Source organism: Roseobacter sp. HKCC-CH-9208 (assembly GCF_037805125.1).
Classification (GTDB): Bacteria; Pseudomonadota; Alphaproteobacteria; order Rhodobacterales; family Rhodobacteraceae; genus M30B80.
The window spans coordinates 545,340-558,533 of record NZ_JBBLYK010000001.1; the positions used below are offsets into that span (position 1 = coordinate 545,340).

13 protein-coding genes are annotated in these 13,194 nt (G+C 55.9%); 4 read left to right on the forward strand and 9 right to left on the reverse strand.

Features of this window, described 5'->3' with window-relative positions; translation table 11 throughout:
• Positions 1 to 38 precede the first annotated feature (38 nt).
• The 6 genes from AAC621_RS02730 to AAC621_RS02755 all read right to left on the reverse strand — a co-directional run bounded on the left by AAC621_RS02730 (position 39) and on the right by AAC621_RS02755 (position 6,681).
• A complete protein-coding gene (locus tag AAC621_RS02730; protein ID WP_340251997.1) occupies positions 39 to 2,723 on the reverse strand; it encodes an ATP-binding protein in 2,685 nt (894 codons plus the stop codon).
• On the reverse strand, positions 2,723 to 3,058 hold the full coding sequence (locus tag AAC621_RS02735; RefSeq protein WP_340251999.1) for a hypothetical protein: 336 nt from the start codon (positions 3,056 to 3,058) through the stop codon (positions 2,723 to 2,725). Before AAC621_RS02735 ends, AAC621_RS02730 begins: the two co-directional genes overlap by 1 nt.
• Positions 3,059 to 3,463: a response regulator transcription factor gene (locus tag AAC621_RS02740; RefSeq protein ID WP_340252001.1), complete on the reverse strand. Its 405-nt coding sequence runs from the start codon at positions 3,461 to 3,463 to the stop codon at positions 3,059 to 3,061.
• A gap of 113 nt (positions 3,464 to 3,576) precedes the next feature.
• Entirely contained in the window at positions 3,577 to 4,932 is a 1,356-nt protein-coding gene (locus AAC621_RS02745; protein WP_340252003.1) for a short-chain fatty acyl-CoA regulator family protein, read from the reverse strand.
• A 64-nt stretch (positions 4,933 to 4,996) separates the two neighbouring features.
• Entirely contained in the window at positions 4,997 to 5,278 is a 282-nt protein-coding gene (locus AAC621_RS02750) for a hypothetical protein (protein WP_445322477.1), read from the reverse strand.
• Positions 5,279 to 5,355: 77 nt separating this feature from the next.
• The gene (locus AAC621_RS02755) at positions 5,356 to 6,681 is read right to left on the reverse strand and encodes an aspartate aminotransferase family protein (RefSeq protein ID WP_340252005.1); all 1,326 of its coding nucleotides are present in this window, start codon (positions 6,679 to 6,681) and stop codon (positions 5,356 to 5,358) included.
• A gap of 330 nt (positions 6,682 to 7,011) precedes the next feature.
• On the opposite strand from AAC621_RS02755, the gene accB reads away from it, so the two are divergent.
• The 3 genes from accB to aat all read left to right on the forward strand — a co-directional run bounded on the left by accB (position 7,012) and on the right by aat (position 9,606).
• Positions 7,012 to 7,509, forward strand: a complete 498-nt coding sequence (gene accB, locus AAC621_RS02760) for an acetyl-CoA carboxylase biotin carboxyl carrier protein (protein ID WP_340243073.1) — start codon at positions 7,012 to 7,014, stop codon at positions 7,507 to 7,509.
• A gap of 13 nt (positions 7,510 to 7,522) precedes the next feature.
• A complete protein-coding gene (gene accC / locus AAC621_RS02765; RefSeq protein ID WP_340252007.1) occupies positions 7,523 to 8,875 on the forward strand; it encodes an acetyl-CoA carboxylase biotin carboxylase subunit in 1,353 nt (450 codons plus the stop codon).
• 74 nt (positions 8,876 to 8,949) lie between these two features.
• On the forward strand, positions 8,950 to 9,606 hold the full coding sequence (aat, locus tag AAC621_RS02770; RefSeq protein ID WP_340252009.1) for a leucyl/phenylalanyl-tRNA--protein transferase: 657 nt from the start codon (positions 8,950 to 8,952) through the stop codon (positions 9,604 to 9,606).
• Here the strand turns inward: aat and AAC621_RS02775 are convergent.
• From AAC621_RS02775 to AAC621_RS02785, 3 genes are read right to left on the reverse strand one after another with little or no spacing between them, the layout of a single operon-like run.
• Positions 9,570 to 10,247 carry a DUF2155 domain-containing protein gene (locus AAC621_RS02775; protein WP_340252011.1) on the reverse strand — a complete coding sequence of 226 codons (678 nt, stop codon included), beginning with the start codon at positions 10,245 to 10,247 and terminating at the stop codon, positions 9,570 to 9,572. The two genes, aat and AAC621_RS02775, sit on opposite strands and share 37 nt — an antisense overlap.
• A gap of 1 nt (position 10,248) precedes the next feature.
• Positions 10,249 to 10,701: an outer membrane lipid asymmetry maintenance protein MlaD gene (gene mlaD, locus AAC621_RS02780; RefSeq protein ID WP_340252013.1), complete on the reverse strand. Its 453-nt coding sequence runs from the start codon at positions 10,699 to 10,701 to the stop codon at positions 10,249 to 10,251.
• Positions 10,702 to 10,740: 39 nt separating this feature from the next.
• Positions 10,741 to 11,118: an NADH:ubiquinone oxidoreductase subunit NDUFA12 gene (locus AAC621_RS02785; RefSeq protein WP_445322478.1), complete on the reverse strand. Its 378-nt coding sequence runs from the start codon at positions 11,116 to 11,118 to the stop codon at positions 10,741 to 10,743.
• Positions 11,119 to 11,279: 161 nt separating this feature from the next.
• Between AAC621_RS02785 and AAC621_RS02790 the strand changes: the two genes are divergently transcribed.
• Positions 11,280 to 12,572 (forward strand): O-acetylhomoserine aminocarboxypropyltransferase/cysteine synthase family protein, encoded by a 1,293-nt coding sequence (locus AAC621_RS02790; RefSeq protein ID WP_340252015.1) that lies wholly within the window; start codon positions 11,280 to 11,282, stop codon positions 12,570 to 12,572.
• Positions 12,573 to 13,194 lie beyond the last annotated feature (622 nt).

Consider the following 13,194-nt stretch of genomic DNA (forward strand, 5'->3'; position numbering starts at 1 on the left):
CTTTCGGGGATCATAGCCGCGCAAAGGTTGAGCAAAGTTTAAGCCGCGCGCGCCTCCGCTTTGGGAAGGCGCACCAAAAACACGGCTCCGCCCTCTGAAGGCACATAGTGCAGACCCCCGCCAAGGCGCTGCATGATCTCGCGGCTGATGGCCAGACCAAGCCCCGCGCCTTGCGCGGGGCGCGTGCCATCAAGGCGCACGAATTTCTCGAAAATCAAACTTCTCTGACGTTCAGGGATGCCTGCGCCATTATCGGCAAATTCCACCTCAAGATGTCGTGCTGTCTCGCGCAGGGTTATGGTGAGGCGCGGGGCCTCGGCCTCGCAATATTTCTGGGCGTTCGAAATCAAATTGATAAAGACCTGAGCCAAACGATCTGCGTCCGTGTTCAGACGAAAGCCCGCCTCCTCCGTCCCGTTGTAAATAATCTCAAGGCGATGGCTTTCCTCAAGGGCGGCGGTGGCATTGATCGCCCGCTCTAAGACCCGCGCGAGATGCACCTCACTGGGGTTCAGAGAGACATGGCCATTCTCGAGAACGGATAAATCCAGCAGATCATCCAAAAGCCGTGTCAGACGGCGACTTTCATCATGGATGATCTTCGAGAACCGCGCCCGCGCCGCATCATCCAAACCCTCAGATTGCATCAGGATTTCAGAAAACGCGCGAATAGAGGTCATAGGCGTGCGCAATTCATGGCTGATCTGGGATAGAAACGCATCTTTTTGCACGGACAGTTCCGTCAGCTTTTGGTTCACCTCGCGCAAGCGCGCCGCGGTGCGGGCCAATTCCGCCGATTGCGCCTCAAGTTTCGATGAATATTCCATGATCTGCGCGGTCTCATCCGCCACCGCTAGAAGGTCTTGCACCGACACGCCTGCGCCGCCCGTAATTTGCCCGACCATCGCATGGGCTGTTGCAGCACCGACAGACCCCGCCAATTCGCGTTCAAGGCGCTCCAGAAAATCGGGGGTTGGATCGGGTAATTCACTGTCCCGCCCCTGCGCGCGGGCCGCCTGCCCAAAGAGACGCGCAGCACGCCCTGCCCCTAAAATACGCCGTGCCATGATTAAAAGATCATCAGCCGTGCCCTGCGCCGCCTGCCACCCCGATGGTGCATGGGTATAGTCAAACACTTTGACAAATTGCGCGCCCTGCAAGCGCTCTAGTGGGGATGGAAAGCTTGCCAAAGACACCACGATAAACACAACCGTGTTCAGCCCCAAAGACAGCACCATCGCCGTCAAAAGCGGGTCTGTTCCAGCCATGCCAAGGAAATTATTGGGGCGCAGCCATTGCACCCCCATTGGCCCCAAAGTTAGCACATCATGTAGCAATTCACCCGCAAAGGCATTTGGCAGCAACAGCAGCCACGCCCAAACGGCAAAGCCCGTCAAAATGCCTACCCCTGCCCCAAGCCGCGTGGCCCCGCGCCAGAATATGCCCCCTGCAAGCGCAGGCAAAACCTGCGCCACACCCAAAAAGGCAATCAATCCCATTGCGGCCAAAGCCTCGGTTCCACCTGAGAGGCGGTAATAGGCAAGGCCTAGCGCCATGATCCCAAGGATCGAAAACCGCCGCGCCATGAGGGCCACGCGGCGCATATCGCCAGACATCGGATCATCATGGCGCGTGGCGCGCAGCCAGACAGGCATGATAATATGATTCGACAACATCGTAGCCAAGGCCAAGGCCGCCACAATGACCATTGAGGTGGCGGCAGAAAACCCGCCCAAAAACGCAAGCAGGGCTAGAAATTCTCGCCCCTGCGACAAAGGCAGGGTCAGAACGAACAAATCAGGGTTCGCGCCTTGCGGCATTTCTTGCAGACCAACCACGGCAATTGGCACCACAAAAATCGAAATCAGCAGCATATACAGCGGGAAGGCCCAAGCCGCCGTTGCCAGATGCCGCTCGTCAGAGTTTTCTACGACCAAAACCTGAAACATCCGCGGCAGGCACAAAATCGCGGCCCCCGATAACAGTGTTAAACCGACCCAACGCGCGCCATTGGACGAAATCGAGGCAAGCGGGCTTGCATCTATCCGCACCAACATATCCATCGGGCCAGAGGCCACACCCCAGACCACGAATACACCCACGGCGATCAGAGCGAACAACTTGACGATGGCCTCTAGGGCAATTGCCGAAACCAGACCCGGGTGACGCTCATTCACATCCAAAGAGCGCGTCCCAAACACAATGGTAAAGAGTGCAAGCCCCCCCGCGACCCATATGGCCATCAGGCCTGTATCCATCTCACGACCTGAATTTGGCGTGATAAAGGCAGAGAAAGACAGCGTCACCGATTGCATCTGCAAGGCGATATAGGGCGTGGCCCCGATCACCATGAGGATGGTCACAATCGCAGCCAATCCCCCCGATTTCCCATATCGAGACGAGATCATATCCGCGATAGATGTGATCCTTTGCGTGCGCCCGATGCGCACCAATTTTCGCAAGATCCAGAACCATCCGATGAAGACCAAGGTCGGGCCAAGATAGATCGTGATAAACTCAAGCCCTGATCGCGCGGCAGACCCGACCGCGCCGTAAAATGTCCATGCGGTGGTGTAGATCGACAATGACAGCGTGTAGGTCACAGGAGATTGCAGCCAACGCGCTTTGCCCTCGGCTGCGCGTTTCTCCGCCCAAAAAGCCGCGCCAAAAAGCCCCACCACATACAGAACCGCAACCGCGACCAACCCGTCAAAGGACAGCATCACCCCTCCCCCGATACTGGATCGGCCGCAGGGTCTAGGAGGTCTGCGGTGGCATCTTCGCGCTCAATCTGGGGCAGCGCGCGCGACAGAATATAGGTGATCACAATCAAGATTGTCCAAACCGCAAAAAAATAGACAAGCCAGAATGATATCCCCCCTGCCAGTTGCTCGCGCGGGGTCAGGATGAAGGCGGGGCCAAAGAACAACAACCCCCCAAAGACAGGCATCAAGGCAGCCGCATCGCGTAGGCGATTCTTGCGATAGCTTTCGCGCTCAAGAAACAAATGCCTGCGCGCAGGGGGCGCCGCGCGGGACGTGTCGCGTGGGGGGCTCATTTAGGCCGATCCCTTTTGCGCGGCTGATTTTGCCCCGCGTTCGTCCAAAATTTGGGTCAAAAGCTGCAACATTTCGGAATTGGAAAAGGGTTTGGTCAAATAGGCATCTGCCCCTAACCCAAGCGCCGTCTCGCGATCCTTGGCTTGGCCTTTTGCGGTCAGCATGACCACAGGCAATGCCTCCGTGCTCGGATCAGCGCGCAGGTCACGCAGAATATCCAAGCCCGATCTGCCAGGCAGCATGACATCTAATACGATCAGATCAGGGCCATAGCGTTTGACCTCATCCACGGCGGTGGCCCCATTGCCGTGGCTGCGCACCTCCATTCCAGCACGCGAGAGGATGAACGTGATGGCCTCAAGAATATTGGCCTCATCCTCAACCAGCAAAATGCGGTTCGTCATGATGTCCCTCCCCAAAGCAGATATGGGCTTGGCATTTGCGCCTTCTGTCCCACGCTGCTTTTCCTATGGAATCCCCGCGACACCGCTTTTGTCAATCGTTCTGCATCAAGACGCTAGGCCAGAACAGAAGGCACGCGGCGCGCGGCACAGGCGTCACGCGGGCAAACATGGCAACCCGACCCGATGGGAAGCGCGGTTTGCGGCAGGGCATTCTCGGCGTCCTGCAAAGGACGTAGAAGCATCGTTGCATTCAAAATTGGCGCGGCTGCAAACCCCGCACCGCCGCGTGGTTGCGCCACCGCCCATGCGTGATAGGCCAAACCATTGGGCAATTCCAAAACCCCATCCGTTGGCATCATCGGACGCGACAGCGCGGTATATAGCGGCCATAAGGGGCAGCCCGCCCCAAAGCGCGGAATCGAAAACCCCGTGATACGTTTGCGGAACATCAGCGCGCCCGAAGCATCGCAAATCGCAAGTCCAAATTCAGGCACATCAGGGTCAGGCGGAAGCGTGGCCAAGCGGCGCAAGATCAAGGCCACATCCCCCTGCCCCAGATGCAACAATTGAGACGGGTTATAGCCCGCGGATTTGGCGGCTGATTGAAACTGCCCCAAGGGAAGTCGCGCTGCATCTTGCGCATAGGCCTGCAACATAGCACGCGCCAAATCCCGCGCTGTGCGATCCTCCATCCCAGCAGCGCGCGCAATCACCGCGTCTATCGCGTCCACGCCATGCGCCTCAATCGCCGCGAAATAATGCCCTGCCGCGTCAAACATGGCCTCAACCGTTTCTTGCGCTGTTGAGCTTGCGCCATCATTTGTATCACCTTGTTGCTCGAAATGGCTGAGCATTTGCGTGGCCCGCAACGATAGGCGTTCTGCCTCCTCGTTTAGGTTACGATGAAAGCGGGCACGCCATTGCGTTTCGAGATCAGGTTCGCGCACCAAAATGTCAGCGGTTGAACGGATGGCGGCAACGCTTGAAAGAATTTCATGCATGGCTTCAGCCAAAACGGGGTCATTGGCCAATCGATCCTGCAAACTGTCAATCATCGCCTCAAGTGCGGTGATCCGTTTTTGCTGTTGGGTCAAAACCCCCGACCATCCAGGAAAGCGGCCAGACAATTCATCTATGCGATCCAATTCTGGCTCGGCCAAAAGGTTCGGGCGCAAATCTGTCGCGGCCTTGTGCAGCGCGTCAAAAACCGTTGCGTCCGCGCCTGATGACAGGGCGGTCGGCTCGACCGATAGGGCGCGGGCAATATCGACCAATAATTTACCGCCAATTCGGCGGCGGCCATGCTCAATCAGATTGAGATAACTGGGCGAAATCTCGACCGCCTTCGCCAAATCAGCCTGCCGCATCCCCAAAGCACTGCGGCGTTGGCGAATGCGACTGCCTGTCAGCGCGCTGCTTGAAGGCAGGGCGGCGTTTTTCGTGTTAGGGGGCAGGTCAGCATGGCTCATGATCCCTGCTTATCGCAAGTTAGGCGGCCTTGTAAAAGAATTTACTAACCACCTCTTGCCTGCCCTACTGGTTGCAGATCATGCGCCCTTCTTCGGTGAGGATTGGCAGCAAAGTGGTTTCAACCACGCCGTTATAGAGATACCAGTAACAGTTATCTTCCATCAGACGCACGCGGGCAATGTCTTGCCCATCCGCCGCCAACTCGACCAAAGCCTCTGGCAATTCAACCAAATAGCCCTCGTCATCCACAGGCGGGCTTGTGACGCACCCTGACAAAAACGCGGCCATCGCCACAGCCCCTGCTGCAAATCGCAGATTTGATCCGGTGAAGTTCAGTATCATCACGACAGAGGCCCCCTATGGCGCATTTGGTTTTTATGTGGGCAAGCACTCAGCCGCACCCCGCTGTTCGTCAAATCAGATCAATGCAGTTTTTTCAACACATCTGCCAATGTTCCGATCAATTGATCAATATGCGATTTCTCAATGATCAACGGCGGTGACATGGCGATAATATCGCCTGTGGTGCGGATCAAGATGCCTTTTTCATAAGCGTCAAGGAAGGCTGCAAAGGCGCGCTTGGCTGGCTCGCCTGCAATCGGCTCTAGCTCGACCGCACCAATCAAACCCATATTGCGGATGTCTTTGACATGCGGCAGGCCATTCAGGCTATGCAGCGCCTCTTGCCAATACGGGGCAAGTTCGGCTGCACGCTCAAAAAGGCCCTCTTCTTTGTAGGTTTCAAGCGTAGCAATCCCTGCCGCAGAGGCAATCGGGCTGCCTGAATAGGTGTAGCCATGGAAGAGCTCAATCATATGTTCTGGGCCTTGCATAAAGGCATCGTGAATTTCTTTTGTGGCCAGAACCGCCCCCATGGGGATCACGCCATTGGTCAAGCCTTTGGCACAGGTGATCAGATCAGGCATGACCCCGAAATGTTCCGCAGCAAAGGACGAGCCCAGACGACCAAACCCTGTGATCACCTCGTCAAAAATCAGCAAAATGCCATGTTTTCGGGTGATCTCGCGCAGGCGCTCAAGATATCCCTTGGGCGGCAGAAGCACACCCGTTGAGCCCGCCATAGGCTCGACAATCACGGCAGCAATGGTTTCAGGCCCATGCAGGGCCACGATCCTCTCCAGATCATCGGCAAGATGCGCGCCATGCTCAGGCTGACCTTTGCTATAAGCGTTTTCGGCCAAATGCGTATGCGGCAGGTGATCAACACCTGTCAGCAAACTGCCGAAGAATTTGCGGTTATTGACGATGCCACCCACAGAAATCCCGCCGAAATTCACACCGTGATAGCCGCGCTCGCGTCCAATCAGGCGGGTGCGGCTGCCTTGGCCGATGGCCCGCTGATAGGCCAGCGCAATTTTCAAAGCCGTTTCAACAGACTCAGAGCCCGAATTCGTAAAGAACACATGCTCAAAAGGCGCAGGCGCCATATCCCGCAGACGAGAGGCCAATTCAAACGCCACCGGATGCCCCATCTGGAACGCAGGCGCATAATCTAATTCGCCTGCCTGTTTGCGGATGGCTTCGACAATTTTGGGACGATTATGCCCTGCATTGCAGCACCACAACCCTGCCGTGCCATCCAAAACATCACGGCCATCCGCAGTTTTGTAGAACATCCCATCGGCTGAGACGAGCATCCGAGGCGCTTTCTTGAACTGCCGATTGGCGGTAAATGGCATCCAAAATGCCGAAAGATCATTGGGTGTGTTCGACCGATCCAAAGCCATGATGCATCTCTCCCGTGGCAAAAGCGCTCTAATTCCATTTCCAAGAATATGAACGCCTTTATTGACAGTCGCGCAAGAGGGAACAGGGCAGATCTATGCGCATATCCTCAATCATTGCATGCGCAATCGTTCTGGCCTATCACAGAAGATGCAAATACAGATAAGGGAAGAAATGCGCATTCGTTGCAAAAGAAGCATAATTTTTTGACCATCTGGTGCTTTCCACTCTGGCCGAGGTGGCATATAGAACTTCTGATTTTGCGGCAATTTAGGGCGCAAACATAAGCGAAGGGCTCAGCCAAAGGCGGGCGAATAATCTGCGAGGGATCCATGAGCAAGAATACGCATGACGGTGACGTTGGCTTTATCAAAGCCTTGGCTGAGTTGCTGCGCGAAAACGATCTGACCGAATTGGAAGTTATCCGCGAGTATGGCGAAGATGACAGCCTGAATGTGCGCGTGGCGCGGCAAATCCATGCGGCCCCAGTTGCGATGGCCCCTGCCCCAGTTGCAGCAGCCCCTTCTGCAGCGGCCCCCGTTGCCGCCGCCGCACCCGCAGCGGCCCCTGCCGCCGCCGAAGACCCAACCCAAAGCCCAAATGCGCTGACCTCTCCAATGGTGGGCACCGCATATCTCGCACCAGAACCTGGCGCGGCGGCATTTGTCTCGGTGGGCGATAAAGTCACTGAAGGTCAGCCCGTTTTGATCATCGAAGCAATGAAAACCATGAACCAAATCCCAAGCCCGCGCGCAGGCACGGTGAAGCGAATTTTGGTGGAAGATGGCTCACCCGTGGAATTCGGCGCGCCATTGATGATCATCGAATAAGATGGCTGCCCCGATGTTCAAAAAAATTCTCATCGCCAATCGCGGGGAAATCGCGCTGCGCGTGATCCGCGCCGCGCGCGAAATGGGTATTGAGACAGTCGCCGTGCATTCCACCGCCGATGCTGATGCGATGCATGTGCGCATGGCCGATGAAAGTGTCTGTATCGGCCCGCCCACCAGCACCAACAGCTATCTGTCGATCCCTTCGATCATCTCGGCATGCGAGATCACGGGGGCCGAAGCGATTCACCCTGGCTATGGGTTTCTCTCCGAGAACGCGAATTTCGTGCAAATCGTAGAGGATCACGGGATCAAATTCATTGGCCCCTCTGCCGAGCATATCCGCATCATGGGCGATAAAATCACCGCTAAGGAAACGGCAAAGGCGCTTGGTATTCCTTGCGTCCCCGGCTCTGAGGGGGGCGTTCCCGATCTGGACGCGGCCAAGAAAGTCGCCACCGATATGGGCTACCCCGTCATTATCAAAGCCACTGCAGGGGGCGGCGGTCGCGGCATGAAAGTGGCGCAAAGCGCCAAGGACTTGGAAAACGCATTCCGCACGGCGCGCAGCGAGGCTAAATCTGCCTTTGGCAATGACGCGGTTTATATTGAGAAATACCTCACCACGCCGCGCCATATTGAGGTGCAGGTATTTGGCGATGGTAAGGGCAATGCAGTTCATTTGGGCGAGCGGGATTGTTCTCTGCAGCGCCGTCACCAAAAGGTCTTCGAAGAGGCCCCAGGCCCCTGCATAAGCGAAAAGGAACGCGCCGAGATCGGGGCGATCTGTGCCAATGCGATTGCCAAAATGGGATATGAGGGTGCTGGCACCATTGAATTTCTCTACGAGAAAGGCGCGTTTTATTTCATCGAAATGAACACCCGCTTGCAGGTGGAGCATCCCGTGACCGAAGGGATTTTCGGGGTGGATTTGGTGCGCGAGCAAATTCGCGTGGCAGCGGGCCTGCCGCTCAGCTTTGCGCAGGAAGATTTGCAGATCAACGGCCATGCCATTGAGGTGCGGGTCAACGCGGAAAAAGTGCCACAATTCTCCCCCTGCCCCGGCAAGATCACGCAATACCACGCCCCAGGTGGCTTGGGTGTAAGGATGGATAGCGCGCTTTATGATGGCTACCGCATCCCTCCTTATTATGACAGCTTGATTGCCAAGCTGATCGTTCATGGCCGTGACCGACCCGAGGCGCTTGCCCGCCTCAAGCGCGCCTTGTCAGAATTGATCGTGGATGGTGTCGACACCACGGTGCCCTTGTTTCACGATTTGCTCGACCAAGAGGCGGTGCAAACAGGCCAATATAACATCCACTGGCTAGAACATTGGCTGGAAGAAACCTTCGGCAAGGCCTAATTCTGGCACAAAATCAAAGATCACAGGCCAAAATGCGTGAAGCATTTTGGCCTTTATCATGCTAAATTTCACTCATGCCCGACACCCAAGCCGCCCTTGAAATTACCCCGCAACTTCTGTTGCAAGCCTATGCAGCGGGCATATTTCCAATGTCCGAGGGCCGCGATGACCCAAACCTATTTTGGGTTGAGCCAAAACGGCGCGGGATCATTCCCCTAGACGGCTTTCACATATCCCGCAGCCTTGCCCGCAGGATCCGCCAAAACCCATTTGAGATTAGGATCAATAGCGATTTTGCAGGTGTTGTGGCCGCCTGTGCGGATCGGGACGAAACATGGATCAATGCGGAAATAACCGCTTTATACAGCGCACTGCATGAGAAAGGATTCGCCCATTCCCTTGAGCTGTGGCAAGGGCGTGATCTGGTGGGTGGTGTCTATGGGGTGGCGCTTGGGGCTGCGTTTTTTGGGGAAAGTATGTTTTCGCGGGCGCGTGATGCCTCGAAAATTGCGCTCGCCTATTTGGTCGCGCGCCTCAATGCAGGCGGGTTCACGCTCTTTGATGTGCAATTTACCACGCCCCATTTGATCCGCTTAGGTGCTATCGAGATCTCGCGCATCGACTATCGCAAGCGGCTTGATGCGGCGCTTGAGAAACATGCAGATTTCATAGCGTGCGGGGGCCTATTCACCCCTCAGGATGTGCTACAGCGCAACACCCATACATCATAGCGCGGGTGATCAAAGGCGATCAGCGCGGGGCTGGAGGCCACCATCCATCCATCAAACAAGGCCCGCCCATCGGTATCGGTGATGCGCATATGGGCGAAAGCATCTGAATTGGCGTCACCCTCAGGATAACGGCACGCAACCATTTCAACCGTGATACGGCCAAGCCGCGCCGCGGCCCCAGTCGCCAATTCCAAATCACGCGATTGCGCCAAGGTTTTGTCCAAGGCGCGCAACAGCGCCCCCGACCCAGTTTCTGTTGCGATTTCTGTGATGGACGTCACGCCGCCCAAATCAGGTTCAGCGGGGCTTGTTTCCAAGAGGACACCCGATTGGCCCGCACCGCCATCATCGGTCTGGGTCATATCCCCGTTTTCCTCTTGCGGCACGATCACAGGCGCCACCTCCCCCATAACGGGGGCAGGCGCGATGACTGTGCCGCTGCCAAACGGAAGGCTGCCTTCACCAAAGGTTTGCGGGCGGCTTGTCTCTGCGCCAGTATCAAGCGGCAAAGGATCAATCGGGATCACAACAATGCCATCGGCCGACATTTGCCCATTCAAATCCAAGGATTGATCTTGCGCGCCCACAGGGCCCACACAAAAGGCTGATAGCAACGCCAATCCCGCCAGACGCGCCCACATGTTACTGCCCAGACCCCGAGAAGGCGCGCATCAGCAAGGTCACAAGGCTGACCGAACTTTGTGTGTTTAACACCTCATCCCCAGCGGCCAAGTTAAACAGCGAACCACCCGGTTGGATGTCAACGAATGACCCACCCAAAAGCCCCTCTGAGGCGATGCTGACAATGCTGTCATCAGGCAACAGAATATCGTCACGGATATTCAAGGTCGCTTCTGCGCGGAAGGTGGCAGGGTCAAGACTAAGGCTGCTGACGGTGCCAACTCGAACGCCCGCAAGGCGCACATCTGTGCCAATTCCGATCCCTTCTGCAGAGCGGAACAGCGCCGACACCTCGTAGCTCGACCCCGTGCTGCGCCCGATCCCGCCGATTTCAGCGGCATAGAGCAGAAAGCCCGCAGCTACGGCCAAGACCGCGCCGCCAACCAAAATTTCGCTCAATCTATTTTCGGCCATCACGGAACCCCTCTCATGCTGCCAAAAAAGCGCACAGGCTTATTCGGGGCTCCATGCCTCGTAATCCTTGCGCGCGACTGGTGCGGCCTGACGCAAAGAACCCGCAGGCGCATAGGCCGCCTCTGACCCCGTCAGATTCATTTCGTGCTCTTTTTCCCATGACTTGCGCGCAATCGGCGCATCGGCAGGGGATTTATCCCATGTGTGATGCAACCAGCCATGCCAATCGGGGCTGATGCGGCTGGCTTCGGCCTCGCCATTGAAAATCACCCAACGGCGTTTGCCATCGCGGGATTGGTAGAACACATTGCCCTGCGCATCCTCACCCACCTTCTGGCCCTTCCGCCAAGTGTAGAGTTGCGTTCCAACCGTCTGACCATTCCACCAAGTCACAAGGCGCAGCAGGAATGAGAGCATGACAATCTCCAAACTAAATCGCGTGTCGTTTTGTCTTCTAATGCCGCAACGCGCCGCTAAGGTCTAGGGGCAATGCCAATAACAACTGCGACAGATGTTGTTTTGCACACGCCAGCGCCCTAAACATAACCTTCAGGGAAACACGCGAGGAGAAAAACACCATGTCCGACCCCAAAAGCCTAAAATTTGACACGCTGCAGATTCATGCAGGTGCGCATCCAGACCCTGCAACCGGCGCACGCCAAACGCCGATCTACCAAACCACGGCCTATGTGTTCAAAGATGCTGATCACGCGGCGCGTCTGTTTAACTTGCAAGAGGTTGGCTTTATTTACTCGCGCCTGACCAACCCCACAGTCGCTGTGCTCCAAGAGCGGATCGCGACCCTAGAGGGCGGTGTTGGTGCGGTTTGTTGCTCGTCTGGTCATGCGGCGCAGATCATGGCCCTGTTTCCGCTCATGGGGCCAGGCTGCAACATCGTGGCCTCTACGCGCCTTTATGGTGGCACAGTCACCCAATTCAGCCAGACCATCAAACGCTTTGGGTGGTCTGCAAAATTTGTTGATTTCGATGATCTTGACGCGGTGAAAGCCGCGATTGACGACAACACCCGCGCCGTGTTCTGCGAGGCCATCGCAAACCCTGGTGGCTATATCACCGATCTGCGCAGCATTGCGAATATCGCCGATGGCGCAGATATCCCTTTGATTGTGGATAACACCTCCGCGACACCTTATCTCTGCCGCCCAATTGAACATGGCGCGACCTTGGTTGTGCATTCCACCACAAAATATCTCACGGGCAATGGCACTGTCACAGGCGGCTGCGTGGTTGATAGCGGCAAATTTGACTGGTCAGCCAGTGATAAATTTCCTTCGCTCTCGGCACCTGAACCCGCCTATCACGGCCTAAAATTCCACGAGGCGTTGGGGTCGATGGCCTTTACCTTCCATTCAATCGCGATTGGCTTGCGCGATTTAGGGATGACCATGAACCCGCAAGCCGCGCATTACACGCTGATGGGGATTGAGACATTGTCGCTTCGGATGCAGCGCCATGTTGAGAATGCTGCGAAAATCGCTGCATGGCTTGAAAAGGATCCCCGCGTTGATTTCGTGACCTATGCGGGTCTGCCATCCTCCCCCTATCATGGGCGGGTCAAGGATATCTGCCCCAAGGGTGCAGGCGCATTGTTCACCTTTGCTGTGAAAGGCGGATATGAGGCTTGTGTGAAACTGGTAGATAGTCTTGAGCTGTTCAGCCATGTCGCAAATTTGGGCGATACGCGTTCGCTGATCATTCATTCAGCATCAACCACCCACCGCCAGCTGACCCCAGAACAGCAACAAGCAGCGGGGGCCGCACCCAATGTGGTGCGTGTGTCCATTGGGATTGAAGATGCAGATGACCTGATTGCCGATCTTGATCAGGCCTTGGCCAAAGCAACCGCGTAAACCTTGCACCACTGAAAAAGAAAAACCCCCGTCCAAACAGATTTGGATGGGGGTTTTTGATAGGTTCGGGCAGAGGCCAGTGTCGGCTGCTAAACTGGGGACTGGCCTCTGCCCCGGGCTACGATGGGGTTACGGAGTAGCCCGCACCCAACCTGCAAGATTGGCCAGCTGCAGGAGGGGTGTTCGAATATCTGCGGAAAAGTCCCAAATTGATACGCCCGACTAAAGCGCTTGCATCAAGACTCCAGGTCTGAGATTTCCCCGTGAATCGCATGTGACACATTGGGCGCTCGTTTTCAATCATTTTGATTATTTTCATTAATTTCAATTCAAAGAAGGCGTTGTACTTGAGAAACATATATGAATTATAGTTACATATAGATGTGAGATATGAGCGGCTTGGCGGCGAGATTGGTATAAACGCGCGGTCGGTTAGTACGGAGTTTAAGCGTGGATCAAAGCTCGCTCAATGTGTTGTCGCGCATGCGCCAGCTTCTGGCGTCGCTTGAGCGGGACTTGGGCCTTGTCTCACTGCCCAAAGTAGAACTTGATCTTCTACACGCGATCGACCTTTAGGCTGAAAATCCAGATGAGATTTTAACATCCGCAGAGATCCACAATC